The following is a 17,128-nucleotide window of genomic DNA, read 5'->3' on the forward strand; positions in this document are numbered from 1 at the left end:
GGCACTTAGCGCCTCAAAAATCATTCAACCCCCTGGACTTTTATATAAAGTGCGTCAGTCCTATGGCTAAAGGTGTGAAGATGCTGAGGTTAGTTGCCTTTGGTTTCGGGGAGCATGCACTTATCACTATCACAGCCAGCAGGCCCGGCCTCTAGCAGTTCGCCAGAATCGTAGCGGGTTAGCGCACCGTAAAAATCCTGTGTGCGCTGTCGGGTCTGCACCTCAGCTTCCAGTTGATCGAAGGTCGCTTTGTCGATTTTTTCGAAGGGGAGTCGAGGGAATGGTGCATTGAACCGGGCCAGCAATGCTGCGCTAATGTAGCCCTTGTCTTGGGCGATCGCTTCGTAAATCGCGTTAGCTAAGGGTTCAATTTCGTCCTCGTTTAGTTCTACCGTGGCGCTGGTGTTGTGAGCAGTGTAGTAGGTTTGCACCTGCATGTAAAAGTCGAACTGCGCCAAAGCGGTGAACTTTTCAATCGCGATGGTGTCTGCGCCGGGTAAGTTGGCCCAGGGCACCTCGACCGGAATTTCCACCAGCCACTCGGTACAACGCGGATCGAACGGATCATCCAGCAAATTACCCTGATCATCCTTGTCGGATTGGGACGGCACGATGGCGTAACCGTACTCCATGCAGGCTAAAGCGACGGGATCGTTTTTGCGGAACGTGATGCGGCGAATAAAGCGCTGAGCCTTGGGTGGGTGCCAACCAGGGCTGGCCCCAGTCAACAGCGACTTTGTCCCAGCAGGCTGTACTGTGGTGCAACGATTGGGACGCTTCAACCCGTGGCGATCGCAATAGTCCCACACTACCTGATGCACAATCTCTTTCCATCGGCTGAGATAGGCTTGCTCCTTAGCCTTGAACTCCAGCCCCTTCATGGTGTCGGGACGACCGGCTTCCCACCAGCGCAGCCACTCCACACCAAACGCATTCACAAAAAAGTCAAACAGCCCAGTAAACGACACGCCCACAATGGGATCATCTAATCGCGACTCTTGATAGCGCGATTCCTGAAACTGATGATTGAGCAGCGCGGCGACAGAGAGCGCTCCAGCCGTGAACGCCTCTTCTTGGGCCTGCTCGTCATTCGGATCAAGCTGATTGAGATGAACTTCAGCCAGGTTGCAGTGGAAATTTTGGCCGATGATTTCTCCACAAGGATTCAAGCCATAGCGACCCTCGCCTTGGGCTCGGCGCTCGGCCTCACCCGCCCACTGGATCGCCCCTTCACCCGAATAAAACTGTTTACGAACGGCGTCGGTGCACTCCTCCAGTGTGGGCTTGCGGTGAAATACGCGCGTGTGATTTGCCATGCGCAGTACATCCCGTTCGGGGTCGATCCGCCAGTTTCCGTTTTCGTCTTGCGTCCACAGGTTCTCTTTAGCCCCAGCGGCCAGCACGTCCTCGCTATCGAACTGGCGCATACCGGCGCTGCGGCGAATATTTCCGGCTACGACACAGGCAGCAGCTTCGTCAATGAGCAAGCAGCACTCTACCGAGTTGAGCTGGCGACCGATCGCCTTGTTGAGAATGTGGGCGCAGCGCTCGTACAGCCCCGGCAATCGGATGGGGTTGGCAACGCCGCCAAACCCCTTGAGGCGCTCTCCAGCAGGACGAACGCTGCTGAGGTCGATTTCGACCGCGACATCGCCAGAAAATTGCTCATCAGACGATATCTCTAGCAGAGCTTGGTATGACTTCACCCACCCTTGGCGACTATCGCCCACGCGAATGCGAACGTGGTTGCCGTTAAAGCTAACTTCGGTTTGGTTGATGCGCTGCTCGGCAGACGTGGTGCCCAACTCGCTCACGATCGCTACGCTTAGTCGATTGCGAATGGCGGGAAGTTGTTGAATATATTTTGGCTCCAGGACGGCTCCGGTGCCACAGCCCATCATGGCCAAGTCCATCATCAGCCCAAAGGAGCGCCAGTCAACGACGTTGGTACTGGTGCAGTTGTAGGCTCCCGAAAAATTTTCGGGTTTGGCGGCCCAGTCGGTTCCACCGACCCAAAGCCAACGTCCCGAAGGTAGGCTTTTTAGCTCGCGCTGCATTCGGCCCAGGAGTGCGGCTTCTTCAGGGGTGAGCTTGCCCAGTTCTACAATGCCGCGAAGGGTGCGATCGCACACCTCATCCCAGGTCTCACGAAATCCCTCAGCCTTTTCACCACGACGGCTGTAGGTGCGATAAAACACAGGGTTAGCAGCAGGCGCTGCCTTCGGAAATGGGCTGGATTGGCGAGGACGTTCGATGTTTTGAACCATAAGGCACTTTGGATAGGTGTAGTGTGAAGCGATGGCGACGCCCTATAGATGTAGTGGCTATGCTCTAAAGCACACACTATATAAGGTCATCTCGGAAAGATCAACCGAAGGCAGCCAAAATCAGGATGGGCGATCGCAGTTGAATGATTTTTCGGATGCAGTGCGTAAGTCCTAATCAAGATGCGCGATCGCAAAATTCTGTGTGCTTCATAAATCCAAAGCTGGTTGGTCGCAGCCTAGTTTCAAACTGACTCGCCTGAATCAACGCTCCAGCCGCCGCAAGCTGTGCTGCCCAAAAAGCCAAGGTTTTAGGCAGTGTGTCTAGAACCTTGGCTTTTCCAAGTAATATTCAGATGAGCAAATCCAAATCAGCCAGCTGCAATTAAGGCAAAAGGGCTGATTGATTGGATGAATTCGCGGTAAATGTGACCGTCCGCGGTAGACCTCGCTCACCCAGCGTTTGCGCGGGTTGCTCATTGTAAATCACGGAGACGCCGCCAGCATTGCCAGCGCGAATGTTGATTTCTTCCTTCGCCGTCCAACTGCGCTCGGTGCCTTCTTGTAGAATTCCTTCAAAATCGGTTCTACCATCCACCGTGATACGAATCCAGGATTCTTCTAGCAGCCGCAAGCTCACCCGTACCGGATCGGTTGAGATGGGAGATGGAGATGCGCTAGGACTAGGGCTAGACGCAACCGAGGGTAAAGCATTAGGACTAGCCTGTGCGGAGGCGGGGGTGGTCGGCGCTGTGGTGATGGTGGGCGGACCGCTTGTTGAACGGTTGAATAGGTAGGACAACCCAATGACGGCAGCGGTCACCACGGCTGCATAGCCCAACCAAAGGTGAAAGTACCGGAGCTGAGCCGCAGGCGTCTCCTTCCAAGAAGAGGGGACGGGGCGCACTTCTGGGTTAACGGGAAATGCCTGAGAAATTTCTTCGCCGCTAAGACCCAAAGCCTCGGCATAGCGCTTAATAAAGCCACGAATATAAACGGGCTCAGGTAGCTGCTTGAGATTTCCGGTTTCGATGGCGTTGAGGAGGCGACCGGAGATCATGGTTTTAGTCGCAATCTGTTCCAGCGATAGACCCATGTCTTCGCGTACTTGAAACAGATAAGCCCCAATTTGCTGGAGCTGTTCGACCTGTAGTTGTTCGAGTTGGGAGATCCCCTTGCTCATGGAATCTGTCACAAATTTCAAGCTCCTCGTGCGCACCGTTGCTGGTTTGAATTTAAGGGCGATCGCGCCTCGCCATTTGGTGGAATCTCGAAAGTCTAGTCAAGTGCCTATGCTCCGATTTTATCGTGCCCTAGCCATGATTCAACCCTTGAGAAAATCCTACCGCTTGAGTCTTCAAAAAACCAATCTCTTTCTGCGTTAAATACCGATACTGACCGACTGGCAAAGAGCCTAGCAGAATCGGCCCAACGGCTACACGGTGTAAAGCAATGACCGGATGACCGAGCAGGTCGGCTGTTTTGCGAATTTGCCGATTTCGCCCTTCCCGCAGCACAATGTCTAGCAATGTTTTAGTGCGAGTTGTTTGCAGAATGCGCACTTCGGCCGGCTGGGTGCGCCGCCCCTCAAGCAAAACTCCAGTTCGCCAATGGTTGAGAGTGGCGGGGGTGGGTTTTCCTTCTATCCAAACCTCATAGGTTTTGGGAACTGCATGGGACGGATGGGTGAGACAAAAGGTGACTGCCCCATCATTGGTGAGCAAAAGAGCCCCGGTTGAGGCGGTATCGAGCCTACCGACTGGGTGAATGCCTGTGTCGTGCTGGAGGTCGTTTGGTAAATAGGTCAGCACGGTAGGCCGACCTTGGGGATCGTGGCAGGTGGAGACGACGCCTTTGGGCTTGTGCAGCAGCAGATAAATGTCGTTGGGCCGATCGCCGGGTTGAATGAGCTTGCCATCTACCAAAATGCGATCGCATTGGGGATTGGCCTTTTGTCCCAGTTGGGCGATCGCGCCATTTACCATGACCCGTCCTTGCACAATCATCTGTTCGGCTTGTCTGCGGGAAGCAACTCCCCACCCAGCCAAAATTTTCTGTAATCGCTCATCCATGAGCCCGACATTTCCATACAGTGAGTGGGAGACTAGGGTGAACTGAGTAAAACGAATCTGGAGTAAAGAGCCCATCTTCAACTCAGCACCTATCTATCACAGTATCAACCCCAAGGTGCTAAAACCAAGTGCTAGGAAGAGGGCTTGCGGTTTGGTTGCTGAATCGGCAAAGTGAGGCGCAAGCAGGCACCTGCTCCGGGATGATTGCTGGCAGTCACACTGCCATGATGAGCTTCCACAATTTGCCGCACAATGGCCAATCCCAAGCCGGTGCTAGTACGCCGCTGGACTTCCGATGAGACTGTTTCGGTATCTGTGTGGGAATTTGATGCAGTGCCGACAATGGCCGAGGAATAGCTGGGCAATGGTTTTACTCCTCCAGTTCCAGGCAGGTTTTCCGCAGGGTTTTCAAGCGCTACTTGGCGCGATCGCGACGGATCTGCCTTGTAAAACCGCTCAAACACATGGGGCAAAGCGCTTTCTGGGAAACCCGGCCCTGCGTCAATGATTTCGAGTACGGCATTGGCTGGGTTGGCCTGAGGTTCTAAGCGAAAGCGAACCTGCACCGTACCCCAAGGTGGGCTGTACTTGATGCTGTTGTCAAACAAATTGATGAGAACTCGAAAAATACGAGGCTCATCCATTTCAACAATGATAGTTTCGTCGCCCTCGTAGCTAATTCCAATTTGCTTTTTGCGGGAGAGCGGCTCCAAACTGGTCCATGCCGCTTGAACCAAATCTGCCAGCTTCACAGTTCGTAGCTGAAGACACGTCGAAGCTTCTTGATCGAGCTGCGCCAAGTCCAACAAGTCTTGAACGAGATTACTCAGGCGAATGGTTTCATTAATCAGTCGGCTGACCCACCCCTGAAGGCTCGTATCGACTCGGCCATGCAGGGTTTCTGCAACCAGCCGAATCGAGGTAAGCGGCGTTTTAAGCTCATGAGCAACATCGGAGGCCCAGCGATCGCGCTGTTGCTTTAGCTGGACTGGCTCATCCCGATTTTCGAGAAAAATACCCACATGGTCAGACATGAGGGGAAATCCATGGCCTCGCAGGGCTCGCGCCTGTTGCCGAGAAAGTTGAGACGGATCGGGACTAACAGGATAGAACAGCCAGTCCATTTGGCATGGCTGTTGAGCCGATCGCGTTTGGTCTACAAGCTGATCGAGTTCATAGGAGCGTACAAGCTCTAGCAAGAGGCGAGGCTTGGGATCGGCGGCTGGAACGATGCCCAAGAGCGATCGCGCTTCTACATTGCACCAGACCAGCCGATTCTCGTCATCGAGTTCAGCAAAACCAATGGGCGCGGTGTTCAAAATTTGTCGATAGCATTCCAACTGGCGTTCTAGCCCTTGCTGGATGCGCTGTTGCTGAGAGACCGCTAGGGCAAGCTGAGTTCCCGTAGAAAACATGGAGTTTTCTTCGGCGGCTCGCATTTCATGCAGCACGCGCTTGAGCTTGGCATTCATGCGCGATCGCTGCCAAACCAACAACAACAGTCCAACGAATAATCCCGCAACAAATCCCAATAACAGCAAGGGCGCAGCTCACTCAAACACGGGAAAACTGTACATGCTAACAAGCTTAACCCGTGCCTCACACCCCACGCAGTACAAATTCAATCCGTTTTGCGCAACGTGCTCGAATGACCAAATTCTTACAGGACTTATGCAGTTGAATAATGTTTGGAGTGCTTAGCACTCCAAACATTATTCAACCCCCCTGGTTTTTCGGATGACGGGCGTAAGTCTTAGCTCAGTCTAAAGTTGCTAGTACAACTGCTTTTCAAGTGACCCATGCTGCCTGGCAAAATTAGAGCTAGCCAAAGCGATACCCAAAGCCACGCACCGTTGTTAAATATTCAGGATGGCTGGGATCGAGTTCTAGCTTTTCGCGCAACCAACGAATATGAACATCCACTGTTTTGCTATCACCCATAAAGTCGGGTCCCCAAATTCGCTCAATGAGCTGATCGCGTGACCAAACCCGCCGAGGATGGCTCATAAACAATTCCAAAATGCGGAACTCTTTGGGTGAGAGATTAATTTCTTCGCCCCGTACCGTTACCCGGCACTCTTGGGGATACAGGACAATATCTTGAAACCGCAAAACTGAATCCAAATTTTGAGGTTGGGTGTGGCGGTGCCGACGCAACAGTGCCCGACAGCGAGCCACCAACTCTCTCATCCCAAATGGCTTTGTCAGGTAGTCATCGGCTCCAACTTCCAATCCAACCACGCGATCGGTCTCACTACCCTTCGCGCTCAGCATCAAAATAGGAACACTGTTACCTTGGTGCCGAATCAGGCGGCACAGGTCTAGCCCATTCACATAGGGCAACATCAGATCCAAAATAATCAGATCAACACCGAAGCCGTTGGGATGCTCTGCGTCATCAATTTTGCTGATCAAATCGAGTGCGCTTCGTCCATCTTCAGCGACTAGAACGTCGTAGCCCTCTTCACTCAGCGCTAAAGCGACAGTGTCGCGAATTAATTCTTCGTCTTCTACAACAAGAACGCGGCCTAGCTTTTGATCAGCTTGAGACGATCGCGAGACTTCTAAAGCCAGCATAAAGGTCAACTACCTTGTGGACGATACAGCGGTGAATCCAGCCTGATCTTATCAAATGCGGGCTCAGGCACCAGCCTTTTGGGATAACCTTTGGTTTCTTTTTTAGATTTCGGTTGTTACGGCTGGTTAAAAAACTGCAAAGGCAACAAACTGCAAGATTGAGTTACCCTGTCTTATGCGCTGCATGCTGCTTAACGACAGCAGGGCTCGATGCCAAGGCGGCACAGTAGTAGATCGCTCACGGCATTGGCGATCGCAAACTCACTAAAAAAGCTCTTCGAAAAATCGTAAGCTTGCATCTCCGTCACAATCGCAATGACAAGAGAACCGACATCATGTTCGCCTTCCAGCCGTTGACGAATGTAGACCTGCGCTGCGCGATGCGCAATCTCGGCATTCACCTGTTCTGGAATATATTCTTGATCGAGCCATTGGTGTAGAGCTTGCTCTAACCACTGACCTTCAAAGTGAGGGTTTTCAATGGGAGGAAGGGTAATAGATGGAATGGGATCAGCCATCGGATACACCTCGAAAACATGCAATATCAACAAAAAAATGACGATAGATACTAGATTGAGTGAGAACGGTGCAGATTTGATGAAAAATCAACAAAATTTGAAGGATTTGTTAGGATGACCGTTCGAGATTTAGGCTTGGTACATGCCTGAACCTGGTCTGAAAATTTAGGGTTGAGAGAGGACATCTGAAACCGCACACTGGAAACAGCACAGTCAATCTGCCATTGAGCGGAGCATCTGTTGGGTTTGTTCGGTTGGGCCTAAGTTCAGTTTCGTAACGCGAAAAACGTCTGTGAATAACGTTCAGTATGACATTTCTGCCATTATTCAAGGCTATGCCCAAGGGTATTTTTTAATGGCAGATGGCCTAGATGGCCAGTTGCAGTGGTATTCCAGTCGCGAACGAACCCTAATTCCACTGGATGAGCGATTTCGCTATCCCAAGTCGCTGCGGCGAGTGCTCAATCAGCAGCGGTTTTCGGTTCAGGTAAATCGCGCCTTTCGGGCTGTGGTGGATGGCTGCGCCGATCGTGACACCACCTGGATCTCGGATGAGCTGAAACAGGTCTATTGGGAGTTGCACTTGGCTGGCTATGCCCACAGTTTTGAAACATGGCAGGGCGATGAGTTGGCTGGCGGTATTTTGGGCGTGGTGATTGGGGGCGCGTTTATTGGCGAGTCCATGTTCTATCGCATTCCCGATGGTTCTAAGGTGGCGATGGTGAAGCTGGTAGAACATTTGCGATCGCGCCAATTCGTCCTATTTGATGCGCAGCTCATGAACGAGCACCTATCTCGGTTTGGCGCATACAACATTGGCAAAGACGAGTATCACGGCTTGCTTCGGTTTGCGCTGCGCCGTCGCTGTCGGTTGGATTAGGTGGACAAGGTGGCTTTGGATGTGACTGGAGATGTGACTGTGGATGAGGCGATCGCCCTTACCGCAGAGCGACTCGGCGCACCGCAAACAAACTGCCCATTAGCCCAACCGAGCAGCCCAACCCTAGCAAACTGAGCGGCAGCAAAATTAGCTTTTGTGGACTCAGAATCAGTCCCTGAGCAATGAATTGAATAAAGTCGGCTTGCTCGGCCAGTAGTTTGCTAATAAAGCCCTGAAGCCCGGTGATCATGCCCCACGATACCAGCGCACCAATCATGCCAAAGGTAATGCCTTGCAAAATGAAGGGTAGGTAAATCCAGACCGAGGTGGCACCAACGAGCTGCATCACTTCAATTTCGCGGCGACGCGCCATCACAATCAGGCGAATGGTGGTGGTAATTACGGCGATCGCCGTTAGGGTGAGAATTGACGTGACCCAAATGCTGACCCAGTTGAGTCCGTGATTCAGCTGGGCGATTCGCTGCACGGCTTCATCCACATACAGCACCTCGTCCACTTCGGGTAGCTGGCGAATTTGCTGAGCCAGTGAGGCAACTTGCTCCGACGCGCGAGCTTTTACCTTCATTTCATCCACCAGCGGATTGCCGTTGAGCTGCTGTGTCGCGCCTTGAATATCGGCGACTCCCATTTCCTGAACCAAATTGTTCCACGCCTGTTCTTTGGAGATGGTGCGCACGTCGGTAACGTCGGGGAGGCTAGCGATCGCGGGCTGTAGGGTGGTTGCCTCCACTCCAGTTTTTAGAAACACCGAAATTTCGAGCTGGCTGCCAAACTGATTGAGCAATCCTTCGAGCTGCCACGAAGCCTGTAGGCTAATGCCAAATAAAAACAGCAGCACCGTCACTGTGCTAATGGCTGCCCAGTTCATCCATCCGCCTCGCTTGAGCCCCAAAAAGGTTTCACGCAGCAGATAGTCCGATTTGGTGAAAAATCTCAGCATAGTTGACGTGGTTCAGGATGGATGGTGGAAGGAAGACACAACCCTGGAGCGATCGCTGCCCAATTTAGTCTGAAACAAATCCAAATCCTATATTTGGCATGATTCAACAAACGTGAAGCCAAGATACACCATATCTGACAAGATGAATCACTTTTGTCATAGACATCTAAGATTGCAGCCTCAGGGGCTTGGCCAATTAGGAGCGTGAACTGTGGCAAACGCTCGGAGCTGGCTGGCAAGAATCTGCGATGCTGCTGCCAGGATGCGATCAGGCATGCAAACTCTACATTCCTGGCTGCAAAGCCAAACCACGGTTCGCGAGAACTGGGGTTAAAATGGAAACAGCAGAAAAATTGACCTTCTAGTAGCGCTGCCCAATTCCTCCCATGACAGCTCAAATCCTGGTTGAAAAGAAAAAACTCAAAAATCCTCCGCTGAAGTTGCACTATCTGGGCGATCGCGTGCTGCGTCAGCCCGCTAAGCGCATCACCAAAATTGATGACGAAATTCGGCTGCTGGCTCGGCACATGCTGCAAACCATGTATAGCGAAGATGGCATTGGTTTGGCCGCGCCTCAGGTGGGCGTGAATAAGCAGTTGCTGGTGGTCGATATTGAGTTGGAAGATCCCACCGCTCCTCCTTACATTTTGATCAACCCGGTCATTACTAGCCAAAGTGAGCAGCGCTGCGATATGCAAGAAGGGTGCTTGAGCATTCCTGGCGTTTTCTTGGATGTGAGCCGCCCCGAAACCATTGAAGTAACTTATAAAGATGAAATGGGACGCCCCCAAAAGTTAGTGGCGTCCGATCTGCTAGCGCGGGTGATTCAGCACGAAATGGATCACCTCAATGGTGTAATGTTTGTGGACCGGGTTGATAACTCGCTGGCGCTCAACCAGGAGCTATCGAAGCATGGGTTCTCATCCCAGACTGTGAAGCCAATTTCCTAATCCTGAATTGATCGGTTCACGGTAGCCTGTTGGCCTATTGCTGATTCCAGCCGTTGGGCTGTGCGAAAAGGGGTGGGCGATCGCGCTAGGATATTCTGCAACTCATGAGTTATGGTGTGGTCTGAAGCCACCCATACCGTTGAGGTCGGTGTTGAGGAAGGTAAGCGAGTGACTCCAAAGAGTGGATTGTTGTTGTTAGTGTGCTGTGTTGCAGCGATCGCCGCTGTCGGTTGTGTTTTTGAGCTATCGTCGGGTGCGCCAGATTTGGGTACCCCTGTTACCGCAGGAATTTTGGCGTTGAGCATTCCAGCGACGATTGGCACGTTCTATGCAGCCGTGCAAGATACCCGCGCAAATCAACGGTAAACCGCTGACGATTGAGTGATGAGCGCCCGCTGAGGCTTCATATTGGCTGCATCGGCAGGCGTTGCCCTGTTCACTCTGGCGTTTGGTATACGAGGAACATGCATGAAGGAGTCGGCTGCTGGAGATGCTGCGTTACGACAGGTCGCTCCAATGCATCTAGCGTCCGCCGTATACCCATTGTCCAATTGCAGCGAAGTCCTGATTGGGCGCGAGTTTGACTGCCAAATTTTGCTGGAATCTCCGCCGTACAAGGGGGTTTCGCGGTACCATGCCCGACTGCGTCCCTTGGGGGAAGGCTTAGGCTGGCAGCTTTGGGATTTGGGCAGCACAAATGGAACCTATATTAATGGCGTGCGAATCTATGAGCCGCAGGTGTTGCGACCGGGCGATCGCATTGCTTTAGGCCAGCGTGGGCCTCAGTTTGTGTTTGAGCAGGTTGTGGTTGAGCAGGAGTTGGCTGGAACGGCAACCCGGTCAGATGCTGGGCGATCGCGATGGTCTCGTTCGGCTTCATCGCTCTTGGCTCAGGCCGGTGGAGAAAGCGTGTCCATCAGCCAGCTGTTTCCGCTGCTATCAAGTGGACGTGAATTTATCCGCAAAGCCTACCTCATTCCAGGCATTATCACCGTGACCTGCGTGGTCCTGCTGTTTGTTTCGGTTGGCAATACGCTATGGTTCAACACGCTGCTGGCCGGTTATCTGGCAGCAGGGGCTTACTTTTTTGTCTATCAATTGTGTGGTAAAGCTAAGCCTTGGTGGCTACTAGTGATGGTGATGGCCTCCACGGCCTTGCTGGTGCTAAGCCCGGTGCTTGATGGTTTTTTGTATGTATTTCAAACCCTGCTGCCGGGGAGCTTGCCGAACGATCAGCCATCCACGTTATTGCGGGTGTTGGTGTCCATGTTTATCGGCACGGGGTTAATGGAGGAGTTATTCAAAGCGCTCCCCGTTTTGGTGGTTTTACTGCTGGGCTTAGTGTTGCGATCGCCCTGGCGAGAAAAACTGGGGATTTGGGAACCGCTGGATGGCATTTTGTTGGGGACAGCCTCGGCGGTTGGATTTACGCTAGTGGAAACATTGGGCTTTTACGTTCCCGATTTTGTGAGTACCTTGAGCAGTGATGGCGGAATCGAGATCGGACAACTTTCAGGACTCCAGCTCCTCATCCCCCGGATTTTGGGTTCGATTGCCGGACATATGGCGTACAGCGGTTACTTGGGCTATTGCATTGGGCTGTGTATGCTGAAGCGAAGTCAACGCTGGCAAACACTACTCATTGGCTATGGAATTGCCGCTGGGTTACATGCTTTGTGGAATGTGAGTGGCATGGTTCACTTGGCGCTTTTGGCAGGAATTGGCTCCCTGTCTTATGCCTTGCTGATGGCGGCGATTCTAAAAGCGCGAGCCATTTCTCCAACTCGATCGAGCAACTTTGCAACCCGTCTGAATTAGACGCGATCGCACGCATTGGACAATCTACTCAGCGTCTTCGGCAGAGGCTTGGGCAAGGGCATAACGAGCAACAACGAGGCTCAGGCGGACTTGCTCAATTTCGGAGAGTTCGCTCCATTCAGCACAGCGCACCGATTTCAGCGCTCCCTCTAGAGATTGGGCATCGTTTCCGCTGCGCATGGCATAGGCAAAGGGCCGAGCCAACACAACGAGGTCATCTTCATTCCAGCCCGTTAGCACGCTCTGCACACAGGAAACCAACTGCTCCGAGAGCGATCGCTGCTGTGCTGCAACCTCATGAGCCCGCTGAGCAATGGCATCGAGCAACGCTTGAGGAACCTGCGCCGCAAACCGCTCGAACAATGCTGTAGAAATGCGATTGGGTGCCACTTGGGGTTGTAGGGTTGTCCAAGCATTATCGAGCTGTACAGCAAGATTTTGCACGTAGGGAGCAAATATTTCCTCATCCCACCCATCTTCGGCCAATTCTTGCTCCAAAGCCTCGAAATATTGAGTGCTTGCTGCGTTTGATGGACTCCAAGGATAAGGCAACTCGCGCTGATTCAAAATCAGCTGTAGCAGTTCAAGTTCAGCTTCGGTCTGAAACGGTTTGAATGAAGGGCGGAGGGAATCACTTGCCATAATATAAACAGTCTCCAGAAATGCGCCGGTAGAGTAAGTTTCGATATCCATACCTACAGATTGCTCTGTGGCAGTTCCGCAATTGGCTGAAAATTTTCCGATTTATTTTTGAGCCTAGCTATGATTTGGTATTAACCAGCAAAAAAAGCAGGGCTGGGGATTTGGGCGATCGCTGCTACCCCTTATCCAGTCGCGTTATCCAGCCAAAACTCCACTTTGTGAACGCCAAAACATAGCCTCGTCGGGGACAGCAGGGGAACCTCCTGTTTGTGAACTCGATACCAGCGGTTATCGGTACCTAAGAGCAACGTGCCATAGCGAGAATCATCCCGCAAAAAATAGCCAGACGTGTTGGAGCCTTGCATCGAGTCCCGATAGAAAATCTCGGCGTGACGGCGAGAAACCCCAGACCCGCGCAAAACGAGATCATTGCCATCCAAGCTACCAATGCGCATCATTCCGCCATAAACGCGCCAGACCTGGCCCGGTGCATCCACCGATCGCAACATGGCTGGAGGCACTTGCGGGTCCATCCAGCTAGAGGGATTTTCTGGGATTTCGGTCACTCCGTCTGTCAACGGTTTAACCAGTTCTCCATTAAATTCGGGATGCATATAAAGGACTGGCAGCGTCCATGCCACGTTGTTGAAGCGATACAACGTTAGTAAATGCTGACGGGCAATGGCGACGGCCTCATCAATGGGCGATCGCTCCAGCAGCGCCTTGGCTAGCATTTCGATAAAACTATGGGCTTCGTGGTCGGCAATCACATCGCGCATGCCCAACACCGCAGGCACGCCATGGTGAATCAGAACCTCGGCGAGGCTGCTGCGGGGCATTGGCTGCTGGTCTTGGGCATGGGGTTGGGCTCCCCAGCACGCGTTAAACACGGCCAAGCGCACCTGACAGCGCTTGAGCACTTGAGCCAGCTCAGTGCCGTTGAGCGTGGCATCGGGCCGCAGATATAGCATGCCGCCATCTGGCCCTGGCATGCCATGGCCAGAGTAGAACAACACGTTATAGTGCTTGGTTTCTAAATGGGCGGTGAGGTCGGCAGGGGTGGGCTGCACCAACACGTTGACCTCGCAGGGCACTGGCGGCAAAAAGCTGTTGCTAATCTTGGAGTCACTTGCATTGCGCAACACCTGAGCGATCGCCTCTGCTTCTTGATGCAGCTTGAGCGCAAATTCACTCGAAGGCAGGGTGCTGTCAATTTGACTATCGACCCCTTGCACCAGCAAGATTTTGAGCGCATGCTCGTCTCGCTGTTCGCCTAGCGATTCCACTTCATTGGTCGTGCGGCTAAACAGCAAACTTTGGCTGAGCCCAATGGCTTGCATCCCAGCCTGGGGCTGCATAATTTCCCATGGTAGGGAAATCAGGTCGGGGTGGCGCACTTCTAGTCGGAGCCGTAGCGATTTGTTTTGGCCTCGCGCTACGCCTCGGCTTTGTTCGTAACTACTTAAAATGGGGCCATCAAACAGCCATTGCCATAAGCTCACTCCCAAATGCTGCATCAACCGTGCCGTGTAGCTCGTTGGGGTGCCCTGCTCTCCACTCGATGCCAAAATTAACGGCTGAACGGGAGTGCTGCTGACGACGGGCTGTAGCGAAAACATTTCTTGCCATGCATTCCAGGCATCGGTTAAATCCTGATTCCACACGCAATCGTGATGCACATACCCCGCTTGAAGCGGTGCATCCAATACCCAAATCGCAAAATGGCCTGGTTCTGCAGTAACCGTTAATCGATCGATAGCCAGTCTTAAGCAGGGGTAGGGATGGTCAGACATGCAAAGGAACGGCTGCTGATGGGTGCGTGAAACAAACCTGTCTATTTAGTCTATCTGGTATCCCGATCTCCTTTACAGGGTCTTGCTAACCGAGAGGTTGCGCGGCGGGACTCGCAGAACTGGGGGGTGCCTCGGAGGGGATGGGGGCAGTGGCGCAAACCCCTTGCTGCTCGGGGGTGAGGGTGAGGTTAAAGCGCCATAGAGGGGCGATGTTGGGTTCGGCCACCCACCCAACTTGTCCGGTTTGGACGATGACGAGCGGTTCATTTGTCGGGGCGATCGCCTGGGTGAGTGGAGTCGTAGAGGCCGTTTCAGTAGAGGGTGGCGGGGTGACGTTGCCCGATCCGTTGGCATCAGGTGGTTGCCCAACGGCAGGTTGAGCATCGGTGCCAACAGAGCAAACCCTAACCTGTAACCAGCGATCGGGGCTGGCTCCCTGTTGGTTGACCAATTGCAAAACGCTGCCGGGTGGAATCACCAAAGAGGCGGTGGCTGTCGGCTCGACGCTAGAGGCAGCGGGAGCGGGAGCGGGTGTTGCGGCTGGAGTCGCGGTAGATCCAGTGACATTTGTTGCTTCACCAAGATTTGTAGAACCGTTGGGAACCGCAGGTACCCCGTTTGTGGGTTGGCTAAGTAGAACCAATGGCTCGGTGGCGGTGCGCCCAATTTCAATGAGTACACCGGGCTGTAGGGCTGGGGTGGAGGGAGAAGGGGTTGGTGTGGGGCTAGGTTCAGGCGATCGCCCCAATCGTTCGGCCAGCCAACCCGTTTGGTTTTGCAACAGGCCGTATATCAGCAACCCGCCTAGCCCGACAACGGCAAGCAAGGTCAGCAATCCTGGCAGAATACGAGACTGGGGCGATCGCACCGAAGCTGCTGTAGAGCGGGGAGCAACCTGTTGTGTCCTCCCTTGCGGAGGGCTCGTTGGCGTGGCAACGGCAATTTCTGCTGGAGCCGGGATCGATGGAGCTGTGGGCTGGGGCCATGCTTGGATGGGCGGTTGATTGCTGGTTTTGGCAGCTTGAGGCCACGGCTGAGATTCAGACAAATGGGAAACCTGATAATGCAGCAAACCAATCGTCACATTGTCGTGGCCATTTTGAGTATTGGCTAGATTGACCAACCGCTGGCAAACGGTCGCAATATCCGTTTTGCCATCCAAGAGGGGCAAAATTTCGGTATCCCAATATTCTTCGACGCGATCGTTGTCGCTAAGCCCATCCGAGCACAGCAGCACAATGCCGTCATCATCCAATACAAATCGCTGCACCGTTGGGTGCAACAGGTTTGAGCTGCCCATGCCCAATGCCTGTACCAACGATCCCGAACTGGGATGCTGCAGGGCTTCGCGATAGAAGCTATAGCCCAAGCGAACTTCGCGAGTTGCAACGTCGTCATCCAATGTGATTTGATGGCAGCCCCGACGGGTAATCCAGTAAGCACGGCTATCGCCAACATGGGTAAGGTACAGCTCATGGTTGCGCACGAGGCTCATCACCAGGGTGGTGCCCATGCGTTTGCGATCATGGCGTTGTTCGCTGTCGTTGCGCTGGCTAATTTGATCATTCGCAACGCCTGTAGCCGACTCTAGCGCTTGAAACAGGGCCGTAGGACTTAGGCTTTGAATGGGAAGGGGTTGCATTTGCTGCTGAAAGGCGGCGATCGCTAGATGAGAGGCCACATTGCCTCCTTCGTGCCCCCCAATTCCATCGCACACAATCACCAACGGCAGCTTGGCATCTGGTGTTAGAAGCTCATAGGTTTCGACCGTGCCGCTGTCAGGAGAACAGGCATCTTCATTTCGAGAACGGCTAGGCCCTTGGTCGGTGGCAGTCGCGATCGCCACCTTTTGAGCTAAGCCCAGAGTCACCGCATCCATGTGCTGGTCGAGCTGTGCAATCAGCTGCTCAGCGCTCGAAATTTGTCCAAGGCGCAGCGCTTGTATGGTTTGCTGAAGCAAGGGCGCAATTTCAGGCCGAGCCCCGGGTAGCCATTGCTGCCACACCTGGCCCAAATCGGCCAAATTTGGTGCCGTTTGGCTAGAATCCATTTCTAGCTGCAGCAGCCGAATCAGCGAGTCCTCAACCCGAACAAGGTCTGGTTTAAGTAGGGTAGAGGCCACGCGCTCCAAGCTAAATGGCTGCCAAAGGTGGGCTAATTGCCAAAGCCAATTGAGCTGACGCAGGGGGGATGCCGTAGACCACAAATCCGCGATCGCGGGCAAAGGTTGAACCCATAGAGAATGGTCGGATGTGGCATCGCCCTGGGGCTGCGGCTCAACCCACAGCGCCCCATGTTCTAGCAACACAATGGATAGGGGACCCTTGGGCGATTCTGTTGCGGTAATGTCATAAATTTGGGGAACATGCAGCCGGTAGGGCACCAATCTAAGGTAGGGCAGAAATGCGTCTGACAGAATTTCTGCTGATGCCCCTGGATAGTAGCCCGGCATCGTATCTAAAAAGATGCCATCGCCCTTGCAAAGATAACGATTGCCCAACAACGCGCCCGGTGTGGCCGCTGCAACGCCGTCCCCAATGCCCCACAGATAACGCTTAGGCAACACGGTTTGGCACGACTGGCAAACGCGACTGGTCTCAGCATTGAGGGTTTGGCACGTGTGGTTGGGGCAATACAGCATCTGTCAAGCTAT

At 53.3% G+C, this 17,128-nt stretch carries 15 protein-coding genes; 5 read left to right on the plus strand and 10 right to left on the minus strand.

Going from position 1 to position 17,128, the window contains the following annotated elements; genetic code table 11:
• Window positions 1-89: 89 nt before the first annotated feature.
• Entirely contained in the window at window positions 90-2,267 is a 2,178-nt protein-coding gene (nrdJ, locus tag ACQ4M4_RS03695) for a ribonucleoside-triphosphate reductase, adenosylcobalamin-dependent (protein ID WP_430683113.1), read from the minus strand.
• A 31-nt stretch (window positions 2,268-2,298) separates the two neighbouring features.
• On the opposite strand from nrdJ, the gene ACQ4M4_RS03700 reads away from it, so the two are divergent.
• Entirely contained in the window at window positions 2,299-2,442 is a 144-nt protein-coding gene (locus tag ACQ4M4_RS03700) for a hypothetical protein (protein WP_430683114.1), read from the plus strand.
• 207 nt (window positions 2,443-2,649) lie between these two features.
• Here the strand turns inward: ACQ4M4_RS03700 and ACQ4M4_RS03705 are convergent, their stop codons facing one another.
• The 5 genes from ACQ4M4_RS03705 to ACQ4M4_RS03725 all read right to left on the minus strand — a co-directional run bounded on the left by ACQ4M4_RS03705 (window position 2,650) and on the right by ACQ4M4_RS03725 (window position 7,431).
• The gene (locus ACQ4M4_RS03705; RefSeq protein WP_430683115.1) at window positions 2,650-3,459 is read right to left on the minus strand and encodes a helix-turn-helix domain-containing protein; all 810 of its coding nucleotides are present in this window, start codon (window positions 3,457-3,459) and stop codon (window positions 2,650-2,652) included.
• 118 nt (window positions 3,460-3,577) lie between these two features.
• A complete protein-coding gene (locus tag ACQ4M4_RS03710; protein WP_430683116.1) occupies window positions 3,578-4,336 on the minus strand; it encodes a pseudouridine synthase in 759 nt (252 codons plus the stop codon).
• 131 nt (window positions 4,337-4,467) lie between these two features.
• Window positions 4,468-5,877, minus strand: coding sequence for an ATP-binding protein (locus tag ACQ4M4_RS03715; protein ID WP_430683117.1), 1,410 nt, complete (start codon window positions 5,875-5,877; stop codon window positions 4,468-4,470).
• A gap of 280 nt (window positions 5,878-6,157) precedes the next feature.
• Window positions 6,158-6,913 carry a winged helix-turn-helix domain-containing protein gene (locus tag ACQ4M4_RS03720; protein WP_430683118.1) on the minus strand — a complete coding sequence of 252 codons (756 nt, stop codon included), beginning with the start codon at window positions 6,911-6,913 and terminating at the stop codon, window positions 6,158-6,160.
• 191 nt (window positions 6,914-7,104) lie between these two features.
• Window positions 7,105-7,431 carry a hypothetical protein gene (locus tag ACQ4M4_RS03725; protein ID WP_430683119.1) on the minus strand — a complete coding sequence of 109 codons (327 nt, stop codon included), beginning with the start codon at window positions 7,429-7,431 and terminating at the stop codon, window positions 7,105-7,107.
• Between the two features lie 292 nt (window positions 7,432-7,723).
• Here ACQ4M4_RS03725 and aat point away from each other — a divergent pair, with 292 nt between their 5' ends.
• Window positions 7,724-8,311, plus strand: coding sequence for a leucyl/phenylalanyl-tRNA--protein transferase (gene aat / locus ACQ4M4_RS03730; protein WP_430683120.1), 588 nt, complete (start codon window positions 7,724-7,726; stop codon window positions 8,309-8,311).
• 58 nt (window positions 8,312-8,369) lie between these two features.
• On the opposite strand, the gene ACQ4M4_RS03735 is transcribed toward aat, so the two are convergent.
• The gene (locus ACQ4M4_RS03735) at window positions 8,370-9,272 is read right to left on the minus strand and encodes a cell division protein FtsX (RefSeq protein ID WP_430683121.1); all 903 of its coding nucleotides are present in this window, start codon (window positions 9,270-9,272) and stop codon (window positions 8,370-8,372) included.
• 386 nt (window positions 9,273-9,658) lie between these two features.
• On the opposite strand from ACQ4M4_RS03735, the gene def reads away from it, so the two are divergent.
• The 3 genes from def to ACQ4M4_RS03750 all read left to right on the plus strand — a co-directional run bounded on the left by def (window position 9,659) and on the right by ACQ4M4_RS03750 (window position 12,040).
• On the plus strand, window positions 9,659-10,222 hold the full coding sequence (def, locus tag ACQ4M4_RS03740; RefSeq protein ID WP_430683122.1) for a peptide deformylase: 564 nt from the start codon (window positions 9,659-9,661) through the stop codon (window positions 10,220-10,222).
• Between the two features lie 111 nt (window positions 10,223-10,333).
• Window positions 10,334-10,588: a hypothetical protein gene (locus ACQ4M4_RS03745; protein WP_430683123.1), complete on the plus strand. Its 255-nt coding sequence runs from the start codon at window positions 10,334-10,336 to the stop codon at window positions 10,586-10,588.
• Window positions 10,589-10,690: 102 nt separating this feature from the next.
• Window positions 10,691-12,040, plus strand: coding sequence for a PrsW family glutamic-type intramembrane protease (locus ACQ4M4_RS03750; RefSeq protein ID WP_430683124.1), 1,350 nt, complete (start codon window positions 10,691-10,693; stop codon window positions 12,038-12,040).
• A 24-nt stretch (window positions 12,041-12,064) separates the two neighbouring features.
• Here ACQ4M4_RS03750 and ACQ4M4_RS03755 read toward each other — a convergent pair whose 3' ends face one another.
• The 3 genes from ACQ4M4_RS03755 to ACQ4M4_RS03765 all read right to left on the minus strand — a co-directional run bounded on the left by ACQ4M4_RS03755 (window position 12,065) and on the right by ACQ4M4_RS03765 (window position 17,116).
• A complete protein-coding gene (locus ACQ4M4_RS03755) occupies window positions 12,065-12,733 on the minus strand; it encodes a hypothetical protein (protein WP_430683125.1) in 669 nt (222 codons plus the stop codon).
• Between the two features lie 131 nt (window positions 12,734-12,864).
• Window positions 12,865-14,475 (minus strand): CHAT domain-containing protein, encoded by a 1,611-nt coding sequence (locus tag ACQ4M4_RS03760; RefSeq protein ID WP_430683126.1) that lies wholly within the window; start codon window positions 14,473-14,475, stop codon window positions 12,865-12,867.
• 85 nt (window positions 14,476-14,560) lie between these two features.
• The gene (locus tag ACQ4M4_RS03765) at window positions 14,561-17,116 is read right to left on the minus strand and encodes a PP2C family protein-serine/threonine phosphatase (RefSeq protein ID WP_430683127.1); all 2,556 of its coding nucleotides are present in this window, start codon (window positions 17,114-17,116) and stop codon (window positions 14,561-14,563) included.
• Window positions 17,117-17,128 lie beyond the last annotated feature (12 nt).

The organism is Leptolyngbya sp. AN02str (assembly GCF_050565595.1).
Taxonomy (GTDB): domain Bacteria; phylum Cyanobacteriota; class Cyanobacteriia; order Elainellales; family Elainellaceae; genus Kaiparowitsia.